The sequence below is a fragment of the Paenibacillus sp. CB74 genome (genome assembly GCF_055687625.1).
This window is the reverse complement of record NZ_CM146009.1, coordinates 210,310-228,514: the sequence shown is the minus strand read 5'-3', so window position 1 is coordinate 228,514 and position 18,205 is coordinate 210,310. Positions and strand designations below refer to the sequence as shown.

12 protein-coding genes are annotated in these 18,205 nt (G+C 45.7%); 3 read left to right on the top strand and 9 right to left on the bottom strand.

Annotated features, from left to right (window positions below; translation table 11 throughout):
- Window positions 1-87: 87 nt before the first annotated feature.
- The 4 genes from ACX9NY_RS01015 to ACX9NY_RS01000 are packed head-to-tail and all read right to left on the bottom strand — an operon-like array spanning window position 88 to window position 2,968.
- Entirely contained in the window at window positions 88-336 is a 249-nt protein-coding gene (locus tag ACX9NY_RS01015; RefSeq protein WP_472476733.1) for a hypothetical protein, read from the bottom strand.
- 4 nt (window positions 337-340) lie between these two features.
- Window positions 341-1,135 (bottom strand): ABC transporter permease, encoded by a 795-nt coding sequence (locus ACX9NY_RS01010; RefSeq protein ID WP_150365926.1) that lies wholly within the window; start codon window positions 1,133-1,135, stop codon window positions 341-343.
- Window positions 1,136-1,160: 25 nt separating this feature from the next.
- The gene (locus ACX9NY_RS01005) at window positions 1,161-1,949 is read right to left on the bottom strand and encodes an ABC transporter permease (RefSeq protein WP_124115778.1); all 789 of its coding nucleotides are present in this window, start codon (window positions 1,947-1,949) and stop codon (window positions 1,161-1,163) included.
- 14 nt (window positions 1,950-1,963) lie between these two features.
- On the bottom strand, window positions 1,964-2,968 hold the full coding sequence (locus ACX9NY_RS01000; RefSeq protein WP_124115777.1) for an ABC transporter ATP-binding protein: 1,005 nt from the start codon (window positions 2,966-2,968) through the stop codon (window positions 1,964-1,966).
- Between the two features lie 366 nt (window positions 2,969-3,334).
- Here ACX9NY_RS01000 and ACX9NY_RS00995 point away from each other — a divergent pair, with 366 nt between their 5' ends.
- Complete coding sequence (locus tag ACX9NY_RS00995) at window positions 3,335-4,489, top strand: metal-dependent hydrolase family protein (protein ID WP_472476732.1); 1,155 nt, start codon at window positions 3,335-3,337, stop codon at window positions 4,487-4,489.
- A 226-nt stretch (window positions 4,490-4,715) separates the two neighbouring features.
- Window positions 4,716-5,756 carry an alpha/beta fold hydrolase gene (locus ACX9NY_RS00990; protein ID WP_472476731.1) on the top strand — a complete coding sequence of 347 codons (1,041 nt, stop codon included), beginning with the start codon at window positions 4,716-4,718 and terminating at the stop codon, window positions 5,754-5,756.
- Here the strand turns inward: ACX9NY_RS00990 and ACX9NY_RS00985 are convergent.
- The 4 genes from ACX9NY_RS00985 to ACX9NY_RS00970 form a co-directional block, all read right to left on the bottom strand.
- Window positions 5,753-6,346: a YdeI/OmpD-associated family protein gene (locus tag ACX9NY_RS00985; protein ID WP_339297702.1), complete on the bottom strand. Its 594-nt coding sequence runs from the start codon at window positions 6,344-6,346 to the stop codon at window positions 5,753-5,755. The genes ACX9NY_RS00990 and ACX9NY_RS00985 overlap by 4 nt on opposite strands.
- 225 nt (window positions 6,347-6,571) lie before the next feature.
- Window positions 6,572-7,048 carry an EVE domain-containing protein gene (locus ACX9NY_RS00980; RefSeq protein ID WP_472476730.1) on the bottom strand — a complete coding sequence of 159 codons (477 nt, stop codon included), beginning with the start codon at window positions 7,046-7,048 and terminating at the stop codon, window positions 6,572-6,574.
- Window positions 7,049-7,080: 32 nt separating this feature from the next.
- A complete protein-coding gene (locus ACX9NY_RS00975) occupies window positions 7,081-7,611 on the bottom strand; it encodes a DinB family protein (protein ID WP_472476729.1) in 531 nt (176 codons plus the stop codon).
- Between the two features lie 72 nt (window positions 7,612-7,683).
- Window positions 7,684-8,631, bottom strand: coding sequence for a helix-turn-helix transcriptional regulator (locus tag ACX9NY_RS00970; RefSeq protein ID WP_472476728.1), 948 nt, complete (start codon window positions 8,629-8,631; stop codon window positions 7,684-7,686).
- A gap of 219 nt (window positions 8,632-8,850) precedes the next feature.
- Between ACX9NY_RS00970 and ACX9NY_RS00965 the strand changes: the two genes are divergently transcribed.
- Window positions 8,851-14,187: a DUF7507 domain-containing protein gene (locus ACX9NY_RS00965; protein WP_472476727.1), complete on the top strand. Its 5,337-nt coding sequence runs from the start codon at window positions 8,851-8,853 to the stop codon at window positions 14,185-14,187.
- A 103-nt stretch (window positions 14,188-14,290) separates the two neighbouring features.
- Here the strand turns inward: ACX9NY_RS00965 and ACX9NY_RS00960 are convergent, their stop codons facing one another.
- Complete coding sequence (locus tag ACX9NY_RS00960; protein ID WP_342570796.1) at window positions 14,291-17,830, bottom strand: S-layer homology domain-containing protein; 3,540 nt, start codon at window positions 17,828-17,830, stop codon at window positions 14,291-14,293.
- Window positions 17,831-18,205: the final 375 nt, after the last annotated feature.

The following is an 18,205-nucleotide window of genomic DNA, read 5'->3' as shown; positions in this document are numbered from 1 at the left end:
ACTTTGGTTTCCCTATTTAAGGTATTCCAATAAAAATCAAGAGTTTCGTTGATATCGTCAAAGACACTGACTATAAACGGCTCGCCCTCAAGGAAGGATGGGGTCTCCATTTGTCGCATAGGTTGTTATACAATGGCCAAGCCCATTCAAAAAAGCTAATTTATCCTCATTCAACTTCTTGATGTTATATAGATCAATCTCTAACTCTTTTGTATAAACACCCTCAAATCGAGCACTAACGAAACTCTCTAATCGATGTTGCCTGACAAATTGGATGACTCCCATTTTGTCCGTTTGAGGTAAAAGATTCGAGATAGCTTCCTTTATTTGTTCCACAGACTTAACCTCCTGCACCTTGATATTTATTCACGCTGAGCATCCACAGACGGTAACCAAGCAAATAAACCAGAGGACCTATCACAGGTACAATCCACATCGTCCATGATGACAACAGCGCGGTGCCTTTGGTAAGCAAGAATGCAGCAGGATAGAAATTGATGAACGCAAATGGAATGACAAACGTTAAAAGTACTTGTATGAATGTACCGAATACAGGGAGTGGATACGATATGAATTCCTTAAATTTGAAAAATAAGGTGAACAAAAAATTCGTTCTAATCCAAACAAAGGATACGGCTCCGATTACCGACATGAATCCAGCCTGAATCATGGCCCCGCCAATGATACAGAGAATAAGGTACAGCACTTCAGCCCCGGATAAATTCAGGTTTAACTTAAAGAGTGCCCAGAGCAGCACAGACCCTGATATCGCCACATGTGCAAGGTATCCCAAGTTGAATCCCCTGCATACCAAGTATAGGTATGGATTCACGGGTTTGATCAATATTGAATCAAATGTCCCATTCTTCACTTGATTCTCAAGGTCCCGCATTTGCACAAATGAAAAAGAGGCTCCTAGTGCGTAAGTGAACAGCCCCAGACTGTACAACAACGCAATTTCAGGCCAGGACCAACCGGCCAGAGTATCAAACTTTCTTAGAAACAGCCAAATAATAATATAATCTCCGGTATAATTAATGATTTGAGCAATAACTGCAAGGAAGAAGTCCCCGCGATATTCCATTCTTTCTTTAGTTAACAAAAAGACTAATTTCCCAAAAAGTTTCAATGTCATTTAGATCAGCCTCTCTACAGCTACATTATCCACCTTGGACCACCAGACGCTTGATCGCCCTATTCCATAACCAGCACACAAGAAGAGTCAGCCCCGCAGTCCATACTAGACCTGTAATAATAAAAGTTCCTATCTCCTGAATCGTGACCGCTCCCAAATAGATTGCAGCAGGAAGATATCCCAGGTACAGGAAAGGAAGCATTTTGGTTATGGTCACCCACGAATCCGGAAAAAACCATAAGGGTAAAAAGGAACCTGAAAAAATCGTGATGAATCCGCCCAACATCCAATTTAATGCAAAGTGATTCATGAGCCAAAAAGCCAATAAAGATATAAGGTACCCCAACAAAAACGAAATGGCCAATGCCAGGATTAAAGCAATCAAAAAAAACAGAAAATGAATTGCCGAAGCTGGAGGAAGAAAACCAAAGAAAAACCATGCGATGAATAAAGAAGGAATAGAAGTAAACACCAACTGATAGAATGAATTCCCTAGTCCCTCAGATAATAGATGTAGAGGATAAGAAAGAGGTTTAATAAGTTCCGAAGCGATTGAACCTGTTTTTAGACTGTTATCCACTTTTGCACTAATTCCGGTAAGTAGCAGGGCAGCAAGCAACGTGTTGATAATGCTATATGTAATCATTTGCTCTACACCTATGCCTTCAATCTCTCCATTCCCTAGAACTGCTCTCCAGATCTCAGTCAGAATCAAAATAGCCACAAAATTCCCGAGCAATCTTAGCCAAACTTCAGAACGATATGAAAGTTGATTCGAGAATGTTTTTACACCAAACATAATATACGTTTTCAACCCAGGCCCTCCTTTCACAACTCATTTGCTCTATCTTCTTCGTCCAATTTTCTATAGAGTTTCCGAATGACCGAATCTATGTCTGCGCTTTCAATAGAAGCATCTTCAACTGCATGTTCACTAGCGATCTGATTCACACAATCAAATACGGTCCTGTCGCTTTTTTCAAATAAGTACGTTTTTCTTAACCCTTCGTCCTTTATTAGTTTAATCCCGGGTATATCAATCACGCCTGGCTCTTCCCGGAAGTAAATGATAACCTGGCGCTGATCACCCAACGTTGTTCGAAGTTGTTCGACAGATCCGTCATAAACCATATTGCCTTTGTTCACAACAATCATTCGTTGGCAAATTTCCTCAATATCCTTCATGTCATGAGTCGTCAAAACAATGGAGACTTTCTTCTCACGATTAATCATCCTTAGAAATTCCCTAATCTGTTCTTTGGCAATGACATCCAGACCAATCGTTGGTTCGTCTAGAAATAAAATTTTGGGATCATGCAGTAAAGCCATTGCGATTTCCACTCGCATTCTTTGACCCAAACTTAATTGTCTAACAGGCTTTTCAATAAATGAGGATAACGCTAGGAGGTCGGAATAGTAGTTCAGATTTTTTTGATATGTGGAGTCTGAGAGCTTATATATGTATTTATGAAGATCAAAAGAATCACGAACCGGAAGATCCCACCATAAATTACTTCTTTGTCCAAACACAACGCCAATATTTTGAGAATTGCTCTGCCTTGCTTCATGTGGGATCGAACCAAGAACCCTTAGCTGGCCAGAAGTCGGAACCAATATCCCCGTCATCATCTTAATCATGGTGGATTTGCCCGCACCGTTTGGACCTAGATAACCTACTGCTTCTCCTTCCTTTATCGAAAAAGTGATATCACGTACCGCTACTTCCTCCGTATACTGCCTAGTAACTAGACTTCTCAGAGAGCCAACCAATCCCGAAAATCTTTTGTATTGCCGATAAACCTTTGTGATACCGTTTACATCAATGATGCTCATAAATCACACCTCGTCCACTTCAGTTAATGTTACACAACTCAATTTATTACAATTTCCACCATTCTTTTTAACATATTACCTTTTTGTAAAATGAAAAAATACCATTTTTATTAGATTATTTTTCATATTATAATTAGGTATTTTTTCATGCTGCAATTCTTACTATCAATAATATATATATATTTACTCACTTTTTGTAATATCCTTCAACTCAAATCGCGTTAGCCTTTATCAAAGTCATCTCGGTAAAGCTAATAACGCTATAAGGTCGAAGTTCATCAAGAAATCCCCCTTGACGCCCCCTCCAAAAAGGGCTGTTTTAATAACGAACCAGCCATTAACTATTAAGGAATTGTTTCCTATGGTATGCCTGGCCTGATTAATGCTCACGCGCACCTCTTTGCAGATGATAAACCGTTCAGTCTCTCGGTCAGTGAAGGATTGTTGCAGTTTGCCTATGATCGGATATTGAACACGAAGTTTGGCCGGAACGTTTTGAAAAGACGCATGAAACGCAACACGCTGACCGCTCTACATGCGGGTGTGACAACGATGCGTAGTGTGGGAGAATTCTTTTATACCGACGTTCAGCTGCGGGATGAGATTAATAACGGCGACTTTGTCGGTCCTAATCTGCTTGTCTCTGGGTTTTTCCTAAGTGTCTCAGACGGACGTGGCGCTCCATTCCTGGCTCTTGTGGGAGACTCTCCGTGGGAAGCCAGAAAAAATGTGCGCATCAATGTAAAACACGGTGTAGATCTGATCAAAATCTGTGTGACGGGTGGCGTGACGGATGCAAAGATGGTTGGCGAAGCTGGACGTTTACAGATGACAGTGGACGAAGTTGCGGCGATCTGTGACGAAGCGCATAAGATTGGCCTGCGGGTAGCAGCCCATGTGGAAAGCATGGAAGGTGTACGTGTTGCGTTACAAGGTGGCGTCGATACGATCGAGCACGGTTCGGAGATGGACGACGAAATCATTGGTTTGTTCAAAAATAATCCCAATGCCCTGAATGGCTACACCGCACTCATCCCCACCCTGCAAGCCGCCTATCCATCCGCTTCACTGGATACTAGCGTAACGAAGGTAAGTGCAACGGTAAAAGAAAATTCCAGACTCGTCTACGATTCCATGCTCAAAGGTGTAAAACAAGCGATCGAAAACGACATCATCATCGGGATCGGTAATGATGCCGCCATGCCTTACGTGACTCACTATGATATGTGGAGGGAGATGGACCACTACATGAGACAGACCAACCTGAACAACAAACAGGTCATCGACATGGTGACTCGAACCAATGCAAAGATCCTGGGTGTTGATGATGTTACAGGGACAGTGGATATCGGGAAACATGCCGATCTGATCATCATGGAGCAAAATCCGCTGGAACATATTGAGGCCTTGTCAGACATCTCGATGGTTATGGTCAGAGGAAATCTAATTCAAACACCATCTGTCACAAGAATCCAAGAAGTCGACGATGTTCTAAACTCAGTTTGGCGAATTCAGGAGTGAAATCATGCTTGGTATACTGATCAATTGTTTTTCCATTTTATGCGGAAGTACCCTTGGCGGCCTTGGTCCTGTTCATCAGGACTGAGGGCCTTTTATGTCCAACCTGAGACGGAGAACAGATTCAATCTGGCGTACGATTTGAATCCATGACGAATCACGTAAGATAGAGTTATGAGTTTATGAAAAATAATCACTTCAAGACATTGAACCAGAGGAGACATGACCTATGAACAAAATGAAGAAAACAGGTTTGTGGCTTGGTGTCACGACTCTAACCCTATCACTCGCAGTTCTTTACTTTCCAACATGGACACCAAAAATAAAAGCAACAAACCCTATTCATGTATTGGAACAAGTTAAAATCAATGGTACCGGACATGAAATCATGATCAGAGGACAGGATCTGGACAACCCCGTTATCCTGTATTTACACGGTGGACCGGGGGCATCTGAACTTCCGTACGCGAAAAAGGTCCAAGATTTGTTAGAATCTCAGTTTACGATTGTGAACTATGATCAGAGAGCAAGCGGCAAATCCTATCATTTTTTCGAGGACTATTCCAATCTCTCAGCTGATGTGCTAGTTGAAGATGCACTGGCTGTCACGGATTATATTACTCAACGTCTGGGGAAGAAAAAGGGAATCCTGATGGGCCATTCGTTCGGAACATACATAGGGACTCTTGCTGCGCATCGAGCACCCGATAAATATGAAGCCTACATTGGGATCGGTCAGATGGCAGATACACAACAGAGCGAGATGGACGGATGGAATTACGTTATGGAGCAAGCTCAACTGGCTGATAATTATGAAGACATAAACCAGTTGGAGCAGATCTATGAACCGATCCAACAAGGACAGGCATTCACGCCGCGAGATATTGTTAAACGTTATGGAGGCACATCAAGGTTGATGGACAGCCCTGACACCAGCTTTCTGGGAATGACGTTCAGCCAAGAATATAATATGCTGGATGCCATTCGTTTTAATAAAGGGATCAATTATTCGCAAGAAATACTGATAAGTGAAGCCCTGAGCCGTCCTTTGCCATCCTTGATCACGAAGCTGAACCTGCCCTTTTATTTTGTCATGGGAGATTACGACTTAATGACTTCATCCCATGCCGCCAAGATGTTTTTTGACCAGATTGAAGGAAATCAAAAGGAATTCATTGCCTATAAAAACTCGGCTCATTACCCACATTATGAAGAGAAACAAAGATTCTTTGATTGGATGGTAGATACCTTTATCAAGCAAAGACCTTAATCATTCAATCCTTTGCCCTCCAGGATCGGCTGCATGTACTTCTCAATTCGTGACACTTTTGTTTTGGATTGCTTCGGTTGTGAGAAATAATAGAGATAGGCCCGCTGCCGTCCGGGTGTGAGTGCTTCAAATGCATCTCGGAAAGCAGGATTTTCATCGAACTGCTGCTGAAGTTCCTCAGGAACGCTATATTCGGCAGTCTTTTTCATCTCCACTTGCAGTCCGGCCTGTTCCACTTCAATCGCTTGCTGAATATAGGCTTTGATCATAGCCTCCTGCTCCACAATCTGCTCCAGACTGGTGAAGCGAAGCTGGCGCTCTGCCTGTACATTCTCCGTTTGCTGAACCAAAATGCCGTGTGTATCCTTCAGCAGAGCACCTTTGAAGAACAGAATGGCGACGTACTCTTTGAATCCATGGATGAGAACGATGTTTTTTCCATCAAGCATATAACAAGGATGCATCCATTTCATATCCTCTGTCAGGTCAAAATCTCGAATAATCTCTCTCAGCTTCGCGGACTCTTCCTTCCACGTTTTGAGTTTCTTTAGATAGCCGTCAACTTTGCGATTCCCACTTGTATCCGTCATGGAGAAATACCTCTCTTTATCTCATGTTCTTATAGGTTCAATTGTACTGGTTTTCAGTGGATTGTACAGCGTTGCTTACAGAGCTTTTATTGACCTTTCCACTTGAATTTAAACCTTAATAACAACAAAGGCCAGCGTCTTTGTAAATGTAATATCAACAGTGGGGGATATGATTATCCATAAAGCAAAAAGGTCCATAGGCAATCTATGGGCCTTTTGGTTTGGTTAACATTTCTGGCTTGAGCTAATATACAGTAGTGATTGTGTCTCACCTTCCAACATGAAGGAAGCTATCATCATGAAGTCTTCAGCCCCAATCTCAAAGTGACCTTTACGAAATGGGAACCCCCAATTGCGATTGCCGCGCGTAAAACTGAGTTGGTCTAACAAGGTTGCGATCTTGACTTCTCGACATGGAAGATAACGGAGATCTCGGCGAAAGGGTACAAAGGATTCCGACATCTGATATTGGTAAACCCTGTCGTCGATAATCTGACCAATAGCGGTAAAAGCTTGAAGTGGCTTGCCTGTTGAAATGTCTGTGCGAGGAGAATAGTATATCATCCAATCACCCGCGGACATCTGCCGCAACATCGCTGACTTGCCATGGCACAGCTGCGCAAACCCTCCCTCTACGGCTACATTCACATGAGAAGCAGATACAACACCAATCCAATATCTACTGTCCTGATTTGGTTTCATAGATACATCCCATCCCCTTCTCTCGTTTACATTTACAGATTCGATATCAATCGATCCAATTGTAAAAAATGATGTCTGTAGTGCATTTCTATTAATAAAAACCACTCCTTAGCGTTTAGAGCGCCAAGCCTTGGATGGCGTGTTTTGTTGTTTACCGATACTTGGTTTACAAGAGGTTCTATACTCCTCATCCGTTCCACGACCATGTGAAGACCATCGATCAACGAATCCATACTCTCGGGTGGTTGCGGGGTGTACTGCGGGGAAGCAGGTACTTTAACGGGAACGGGAGGGAAGTGTCCAGATTCAAACACTTGCCTACCCAGTTCTGTTTTTTCCTCATCCGAGTTTAACGCCGAATCCTTGCTGCTCAAACACTGCTCAACATTATGAAGATGCATGAAAAGCGCTGATTGAATCAAATGTACATACATCTGTCCAATGGACCATTCCTCCTCACTCTGTTTTTTAAGTAAACTACCCATATCCAAGTTGTTCAGTTCTGCCAAATATCTCTCTACACTCGTTTCCAATGATTTCAATACTTCCGTAGTGCTTCTCACCCGCAACCAACTCCAATTCCTCTTGATCTGTGATATATCAAAGTATAAAAAAACACTACTGACAGGTGTATGTCAGTAGTGTTTTAAGATGTTTTTGGCGACTTCCTGCATTCGAAAGCGTAAAGACTCCGGCTCCAAGACCTCGATATCCCCACCCCAGCCAAGCAAATAATGTAATATTTCCTCCGGATGGCGGACACGAAAATGAAAATTCACACCATCCTCTTCCTCCTCAAATGCATCCATATAGAAATGAAGGGCCTCCATAATTTTGTCAGCAATCTCAGGTTTAGCCCGAATGAATACGTGTTCGTTACGGTCGTCAGGAGGTCGATAACTGTTTAGATCAAAATCTGGCGGCAAAAGGAATTGATCCTCCAGCACGGAAAGTTCAGTCATGCGCGACAAACGAAAATGACGAATGTCTTGCCGCAGATCACAACGTGCGATCAATACCCAATTCTCCTGGACAAGTGAGAGTCCATAGGGGGAAACCTCACGCATGTTATAGCGAGTGCCATCCGCTCCCGGCATTTTCTTCAGGTACATAAAGCTGATCTTCCGTTGCTCCAAAATGGCATTACGAATCTGGTTAAGGTATGTCTTCACCCTCACTCGAGTTAAGGGTTCAAGCGTATGAAGCGTTCGCATCGTTTCCCGGACACGTGTGGACTCGTTACGAACGGATTCAGGTAAGATGGCTTCAATTTTCCGTTGAGCCGATTTAGCCTGCATCGCGTATTCCGTATCCAATCTCTGTTCAATAAAATCAGCTCCCATAAGCAGGGATACCGCTTCTTCTGCGCTGAAGCTTACCGGGGGCAGAAAATATCCTTCCATCAAGGAATACCCATGACCCGGAGCTCCCATGATCGGAACGCCAGCTTCACTTAATGCCTGGATATCTCGATATATCGTACGTACACTTGTCTCGAATTGAGCCGCTAAATCTTCTGCTCTTAACATCTTTCTTCGCTGCAATTCAAGCGTAATTGCAAGCTGCCGCTCCGTTTTGTTCATGTTCCAAGCCCCCACGGTTTCATCATCCAGATAACTTATTCTATCACAATAACTTGTCCTCTTGACTTCTGCTGAGAACTGGCAGAATTAAAGATAGCGAAAACACAAAAAATCACAAATTTCCGTTCCTGCTCAACATTAAGCCCGTACTTCCTCATAATTTTTTTCGACCCCAATATATTGATTAGAGTGAATTTATGATAAAGGATGTGAAATGCAGTGGCTTTCATTGAAAGATACGTAATCAATGATACCGGGGCTATAACTTTTACAGGAAATACGCTGGGGCTAAGCCGGTCCAATACGGTGGGTGTTCCCGGTACGGTGGACAGTATTGGAGGGTACATCATCACGGATACCAACGTACAGTTCGGCTCCTATCCACCTGGAACCACCAACGTATTTCAGAACAACAGCTCAGCTGCTGTTCTCAATCTGCCTGTGGGAAGTACTGTTCTCTATGCGGAACTAATCTGGGGTGGAACATTCATTGATAATCAGGAGAACAATTCGGCTTTTATTAACAAAGACGTCATTCTGACCACACCCGTCGGTGTAACCACCGTCTCTCCCGATCCATCCACAGCTAGAGAAGTTCTACTTTCGACGGCATCTGGATTTCCAAGAACCTTCGCTTACGTAAGATCATCGGACGTAACGGATTTAATTCGAGCTAGTGGGGCAGGTACATATGTGACAGGTGGCGTAGTCGGGACGTTGTCCATTCCTGATCCGACGTCGAATCATGCAGGCTGGACACTTGGCGTGGTTTACCGCAATCCAGCCTTGCCCCTGCGGAACCTTTCGATTCGGGTAGGTGCCGAGGTTATTCTTTCGACATCAGGTCCGGTTACTACACCGATTGAGGGCTTTGCAACACCATTTTCTGGCCCTCTGGCTGGCAGAGCCTTACTCGGAGCTCAAGAGGGAGATGCGAACAAAACGGGAGATCAGGCTTTGTTTGGTCCCACCGTATCCAATCTAAGGGCATTATCCGGTCCGAACAATTTCGCAACGAATTTCTTCGCCTCCCAGATTAACGGAGATACCGGCGCATTGGACACCACAGGCACCTTCGGCAACCGGAATCAGATCAACGGGACGCCTGGGACGAATATTGTGGGCGGACGACAAGGATGGGACATTACTAACGTGGATGTCAGTACTACACTTGTGAACACCCAAACTTCCGCTTTACTGCGTTTAACAACTTCGGGCGACGGATACTTGGTTGATTCCTTTGCCCTGCAGATCAATATTAATACCCCTGTGATTACTGCCACGAAGACCGCGAGTGAACAGAATGCAATTGTCGGAGATACGATTACGTATTCGGTGCTTGTGGAAAATACTTCCGTTTCGGACGCTACGGATGTGGTGGTGTTCGACAACATTCCTGCGGGAAGCTCCTTTATACCCGACACAGTTACCATTAATGAGGTATCACAGCCGGGAACGGAGCCCCTAACCGGAATTTTTGTCGGCTCACTTCCGGCCGGCAGCTCGGTTATCATTACATTTCAGGTGCAGGTAACCTCATTGCCTACACCACCTCGTCTGTTTGACCAAGCAAAAGTCGGTTATACAGCACCTACTGTTCCGGATGGCCCCATCATCTCCAATGAGGCTCCGTCCAATGCGGTCACTGTCCCTGTCTTTCAACCGGACATTACGATTGAGAAAAGCGCAGATACAGCCAATGCACTAGTTGGCAGCACGGTGACATATACACTGGTCGTAACAAATGTCGGAAATATTGATGCCATCAGCACCGTAACGGACCCGATTCCGGAAGGTTCCACCTTTGTACCAGGGAGCGTTACGGTTAATGGCACTGTACAGCCGACAGATGATCCCGTTTCTGGTATCAACGTTGGAAATGTAGCCATTGGTGATACGGTAACTGTCACATTTCAGGTACTGGTGTCTGGGCTGTTTCGGGGATTTGACTTAACGAATCAGGGGACTGTGAACTATACCTCCCAACTGCCTGATGGGCGTGTGATCACAGACACATCTGTTTCCAACATCGTAACCGTGACTGTATCCACTCCGCTGGTCAGTGTCACCAAAACAGCCAGTGCCACTGATGCTGTTATAGGAGATACACTAACCTACACCGTAGTTATCACCAATTCAGATACTGATCCAATTGACAACGTTGTATTTGCAGATGCCATTCCAATCGGATCGGCATTTATTCCTGGCAGTGTAACCATTGATGGAATCGTTCAGCCCACAGCAGATCCGGTTACAGGGGTAAGCCTTGGAACCATTGGTCCCGGCGTGTCTGTGACCGTCACATTCAGCACTAATGTTATTTTTTTACCCGATCCGCCCGAGCTTGCTGATCAGGCACAGGTTACGTTTACGAGCGGCCCGTTCGAGCAAGCATCTTTCTCGGATCCTTTAATCATACCCGTATATCAGCCTATCATTACAACAACCAAAAGCTCCGATCCTACCTTTGCAGCCGTTGGTCAAACGTTAACGTTCCAATTCAATGTCACGAATTCCGGCAATATCGTTGCAGACGCGACACTGACGGATATAATCCCGCCAGATGCCGCCTTTGTACCGGGGACCGTGATATCCAATGGCATTCCATTGCCTGCGGCTGATCCAAATGTAGGTATTCCTTTAGGAACGCTGGCTCCAGGGGAATCCCTGTTTATTACATTTCAGATTGTCGTGAATACACTGCCTGCCAATCAGCAACTATCGAATCAGGCAACGACGGACTATACATTTAATCCACCGGATGGACGTGTCATTTCGGGAAGTTCCCCTTCCAATGAAATCATCATACCAATATCCACTGTTGACCCGATTGTAACTAAAAGCGCTGATGTTATTGATGCTGTGGACGGAGATGTGATCACTTACACCATCGTTATCGATAATATTGAAAGCTTCACGGTTAATGACATCCTCCTTACGGACTCGATCTCGGCCGGCTCCGAGCTTGTTCCAGATAGTGTAACCTTGAATGGGACGGTCATTCCGGGAGCCGATCCTTCTGCTGGTATTAATGTCGGCAGCATTCCTGGCAATAGTCAGGTTATCATTACCTTCCAGGTCAGCGTTACCGATCTACCCGTACCTCTGCCCAATCCTTTTTACTTGACAGACCAAGCAACCATCCAATTTATTGTTGGAACAACCACTATTGAGAACTTGTCCAATATAGTGACCATCCCCGTATATAGTCCAATAATAAATATTGAGAAATCCGCCTCCGAATCAATTGCGGTTGTGGGAGACACCATTACGTACTCTCTACTCATCACCAATACGGGGAATCTGAATGCAGATGTCATATTGTTTGACCCACTCCCGCCGGGAGAGACGTTTGTGCAGAACAGTATATTCATTAACGGGAATCGATGGAGCGGGACCAATCCAGTGACAGGCGTTATTCTGGGCACGATATCTCGTGAATTCCCTGTAAATGTCACATTTCAGGCTGCAGTCACTTCGCTTCCTGATCCGCCTGTACTGAACAATCAAACCAGAGCTGACTATATTGCCATTCTGCCAGATGGTCGCATTCTCAGTGATAGCGTATTATCCAATATCGTCTCCATCCCGGTTACGGCTGAGAATATTATATCCGTATTGAAATCAACACCTGCCCAGCATGTTCAGATAGGGGAAACAATCACTTATACGATTTTGATCGAAAATAATGTATCGACGCCCATTACCGATGTTTTGCTTACGGATCCGATCCCGGTCGGTACCACATTTGTTCCAGGAAGTGTTACTGTAGATGGCAACGTTACCCCTGACGCCAATCCGTCTACAGGCATAACGATCAGTTCGATCATGCAAAATGATTCAGTAGCCGTCACTTTTCAAGTCATAGTTAATGACAGTGTTATTAACGAGCCTATGCCTGTCCTTGTAACCAATCAGGCGCAAGTCGTATTCACCACAGGAGATTTCACAGATACCGTGGAGTCCAATGCAGTGACAACACCTGTAGATCTCCCGATCATCACCATAGTCAAAGCGGCAAGCACTCAAAATGTACAGATTGGTGATACGGTTCAGTACCTGTTTACTGTCCGTAATTCAGGTCCAGTTCCAGCCCAAGTGACCTTGTTCGATATATTGTCAGCCAATACGACCTTTGTGCAGGGAAGTGTCGTATCCAATGGCAACCCTTTACCCTCAGCCAACCCTGTTACTGGCATTCCATTGGGAACGATTGCTCCGGGGCAGCAAATGGAAGTCGCATTCTCGGTGACCCTTACCTCCATACCTCCAAGTTTGGAGATTATAAATCAAGCGACTGCAAGCTTTACTTTCCTTACCGCAGACGGACGAACACTAACGGACAACTCACAATCGAATTCCATTATCCTTTATGTAAACAATCCCAATGTATCTATTAACAAAACGGCGGACAGACCTGATGCCTTACCTGGTGATATCATTACCTATAGCATTCTTATACGCAATAATAACCGATCACTCATAAGTTCGGTTGTATTAACCGATCCTGTTCCTCAAGGAACATCATTGGTAACGGGCAGTGTAGTCGTTAACGGAGTAGCGGCACCGTTGGGAAACCCTGCGACCGGAATCAATCTCGGCATTATTCCGCCAGGAGGCACCGCCGTGTTGTCCTTCCAAGTCAGAGTAAACGCAAACACTACGCTTTCACTAATTACAAATCAGGCGAACCTTCGCTATACGTTGGGACAGACGATTTTCACACTCCAATCCAATCCCGTCAACGTACTCGTAACTTCCACTTCGCCAACACAGATTACCCTTCAAAAAACAGCTGATAAAACTTCAGTTGTTGTGGGCGACACCATCACATACCAGATCGTCGTTACCAATACGGGAAAACCAATCGTTCAGGTTACGATTACCGACCCAATTCCGACTGGAACCCGATTCGTTGAGGGTAGTGTAAGATTGGACGGACAACTGGTTGCTGGAGCTCATCCAGCCGCGGGCATTTTCATTGCATCCCTTCAGCCGGCGCATAGCGCAAGTATTACGTTTGAGGTTATCGTCATTAACCAGCCCGTAAACGGAAGTATCCTTAATCAGTTTACAGCCAAATTTCAAGCTCAGGGTCAAGCAACAGTTGGGTCACTCCAATCCGAAACAGTGGTTATTCCGAGTCGTTTGCCACAGCTCACCATTGTCAAAAGTGCAAACAAATCTGAGGTCGAAGTCCATTCTCATCTCCGTTACAAAATTTTGATTCATAACGCAAGCTCATTGCCAGCGATAGATGTCATTCTGAAAGATGTACTCCAAGCGGAGTCCACCTTTATTGCTGGCAGCGTGGTGGTTAACGGACAGCTTCTACCCGATGGAGACGTTGTGAAGGGACTTTCACTGGGGACAATCGCCCCAGGAGGGACGGTAGACATTCAATTTAATGTGCTGGTGCACAGCATACCTGAACACTGTCGATTGCTTAATCAGGCGTTATTACATTTTAACATTGCACTGCCCGATGGCAGTCTGCTTCCTTCTTTCCTAGCCTCCAATAAAACCGATGTGGAGATTATAGAACAGGAAGAATAAGCTGCGCTGAGAGCAGACTTTTCATAACCTGTCCACATGCAAAATAAACAAAGGCCATCCTTGTCAGGATGACCTTCGTTTATTTTCATTAAATACTTTGCAGTTACACGTGAAGCGCCAAAAGCAGTTTGTAGATCATCGTCACAGCTTCCGCTCGAGTCGTTTCACTGCCTGCACGAACCGTATGGTCCGTATATCCGCTAACAATCTTCGCCTGCACCGCTGCATCCAGTGCTTCCTGTGCCCAAGACGGCGTCTGCGATGCATCATTAAAACTTGGTTTAACGGATGTATTGCCAGACATTCCGGCTTGTGCCTCCGAACTTGCTGTTAGTGCATTCGCCATCATGACTGCCATCTCAGCACGGGTAATCGTCCGATCGGGCTTGAATGTATTATCGCCGTAACCTTTCACGATTCCAGCTTGCATGGCTGCGGCTATGTCTCTTTTCGCCCAGTCGGGCAGATTACCTTGATCTGCAAACGTTGTATCCGACTCGACAGACTTCAATGCCAGCGCCTTACTGAGCAACGTAACAAACTCTGCCCGGGTAATCTTCTTCGAAGGTTGGAATGTTCCATCTGTGTAACCTTGAATCACGTTCATGCCCAGCAAACGGTCTGCGTAGTCGGCAGCCCAGTGTCCACTCAGGTCAGACAGATTCAAGGGTGCATAGCTTGACACAACGAATGTGCCCAGATGATTCACATTGGCCGTTATGCTTCCTGCTGCATTCGTCTTGCCACCGATGAATACCCAGCTCTGACGAGCTTCATTATAATAGTAGATTGCAGGTTGGGTGCCATTCGGCAGTTCTGTCGAATCCACTTTCAAGCTCAATACGGCCTGATCGTTCAATGTTCTTCCGCCACTGCGGCTAATCTGTACAGCTTGTCCAAGTACATTCAGGGAAGCTGTATTCTGTAACTTGTTCTTGGCAACCACAGACACTTGCAACGTATCCTTGGAACCGATGGCTCCCGCCGGAGCGTTGAATTGTACGATGTCTTTCAGACCCGTTTGGACCGGCTGATTCGCTTCCACCTCAACCTTCACTTCAGTGGATGAATCTGCCCCCGTTTCCGGGCTCGTTGGTGTGGTTGGAACGGTTGGCGTTGTTGGCACACTTGGTATGCTTCCTCCTGAATTCCCACCAGAGTTGCCTCCATTTCCCCCACCTGAACCCCCGCCACTATTGCCTGAGCGGGCTTGTACAGTCACGGTACGGATAACTTCCTGTGCTGCATTACCAGCGATATCCTTCACGTTATACCGAAGGGTGTAGATTCCTGCTGCTTGTGTGTTCACCGTGCCATCCACATGCACGGAACCACGGATGCCGACATTATCAGAAGCCTGTGCTCCAGGCTCATTGTACGTGTCTCCCACATTCACCGTCATCTGGCTGCTACCTTGCAAGCTGATGACGGGAATCTCACGGTCCATTTTAATGACCTGAGGTAAAGTATACGTTTGTTCCAGATCATCGGTTGCCCGGAATAAAAGGTTGTGCTCTCCCGGCTCCGTTACCTCCAAAGGCGTATTCTCTTCATATGGTTCGTATGTCTGCCCTCCGTCACGAGACAACTCGATGATCGCAGAAGTAGCAGGTGCGTATACTGCGCCGGTTACACTAACGGTTACGGACTGGTTCGTCCATGTATCCGTGTAATATGGCTGACCGTCAGCGGTAGTCATGTTGCTTTTCAACACCAGCGCCTGATTATTCGTACCTTCCACAATGACAGTGAACGTTTTGTTTTGAGATTCCGTTCCACGCTGCACAGTTGCCGTCAGTTCCAATCGCTCATTATTGTCAGGTTGTGTTAGCAGCTTGCCTTCGTTATTCATTCGTTCCGGGTTGGAGCTGGACCAACTAATGGTTGCACCATGCTTTCCTTCATCAGGAAGGGTAAGGTCGGAAGTGACCGCGCTCAGATCACCCAAATCGATTGCTTGAATTGTATCGGTTACCGCCTGTGCATCACTATAAGGTGTGGCACTCATGAAAATTGGGTTGGAGTAGAACCACAGGTCGCGGTAGTTGCTATCATTAATTTGATTAAAACGGGTGGTTGCATCCGCAGTCGTATTTTTCGGATCAAGCTGCGGTTCGCCATTGACAGTCTCACCTGTCACGTTCATGCCCAGATTCGTCCCGCGCAGGCGGAAATACTTGTCCTGGTCTGTAGCTTGGATCTTGTACGTGATGACATTATAGCCTTCGGCATCTGTCGTCCAATCGTTGGACGTGAAAGTAGCCAGTACTCTGGTAGAGTCATTGGTGTCTTTGGTATATGCGGCTGTACCCTTCTCGGCCTTGGCTGTAACATCTCCGGCGATGAGATCAACGTGATCCACAATGGGTACTTGTCCGGCGGACGCACCACTGTTGATTGGATTTTCATAGTTGTTACTCGTCGCGGGACTTTTGAAGCGAATCTTCAGCTCTACTTCATCACCTTGGGTAACATTAAGGTCTCCGCCCATCTCAACCTGATTACCCGCTCCGGATGCCGTGAAGTCCAGTGCATTGATCAGGTCACCGAATACGGAAAATGATTTCCCCGAACGCAGTCCATCCAGAACAGCCTGCATCCCTGTACCCTCAACCCAGGAATACGTCTTGGCATATTCGCCCGGAAAATAACCACTGGAATTCGTGCCAATCGTCTTGAAATGGTAGTCCGAATTGCCATAGTTCCAGAAATGACGTCCTTCTCCAAGCAATGCATCCCATAATCCGCCAACCTTGGCGACCATGTAGTCTACGCCGCCGTATGTACGGTATTTGTATCCATCATCAGCGGTCGGATTAGCTACATTGTAGCTTGTGTTGTACCCACCACGATCCGGTTCCATCTGATTGCCGAGCATGCCTTCGATACCGAATACCACTTGTGGAGCCAAATCGTTGAAATCACGGAAGTCCGCGATGGTATATTTGTTTTTGCCCCGTGAAGGGTGGTTGATCATCGCATAACTTGTCATTGGATAGTTGGTCGCGAGCCAATTGATGGCGGTTAAGGCATCCTGATGAGTCGTGTAGGCACGCCCCCCGTTCTGATCCCAATTCGCTACGTCTGCCGCATTAAACAGGTTCGCTGCGCGATTCGTGAAACGATACTCGAATTCCTTGGCAGCGTTCAGCGCTTCGGTTGAGTTCGGCTCATCCGTAAGAATCCCCACTCCAACGTGTTCATGTGTAGGCATGTCCCATTCGAAACCGGAAAAGATCGTTTTACCTGTGTATTTGCCTGCATCCTGAAGTGCCTTGATCTGTGGTACCTGATATTCATTCATTCCTTGGGACATGGGTATTGGTCCATCCGAAATGTCGTTCCCATTGTGATCTCGCTTGGATAACCGCAAGTGATCCGTAAGCGCGATCCAGTCCAGCCCATATTTGGTTAAACCCGCATCAAGCACGTCCTCCAGTGAAACCTGTGCATCATCGGACTCAAATGTATGTACGTGCAAATCTCCCGTTTGCCAAGAACCTGTTGCCGAGTTGTTGACTGGCGAGCCATCACCCGCATCTGCATAGGATACAGCCGCAGGAAAAGCACCCATGACCATCCCAGTCGCCAAGGGTATAAGTGTAAGCATAGCGAGCATTTTCTTGCCTTTATTAGTGAACAAAATCGTCCCACCACCCGTTCTGAGTTGTTGTGTCGGGAGTAAATATAAGAGACTTATGGGGGCAGGGTCAACGGCCTAGAAGCATGTATTTAAAATTTTACATATACCTGCATTCCTTCATATTCCGTTAAAGGTTTCTCAAGCTTTTTCTAACAGAGTCATGCTCTGCGCTGCTCCATATAGGGGGAGTGAATCTGGGGAGAATGCGGCAATTAGAGGATGATACAACAATTCATAGATTGTTCACGATTCAGGAAAGTTCCACCACTGCTGTGCATCATTAGGAGGAGAATTGACATAGGCGGAATCATCAAGCGGAGAACATAGTGGTTTTTGTAAAAAGATCAGGGTTACGCATACGCCGAGTATAGAAAA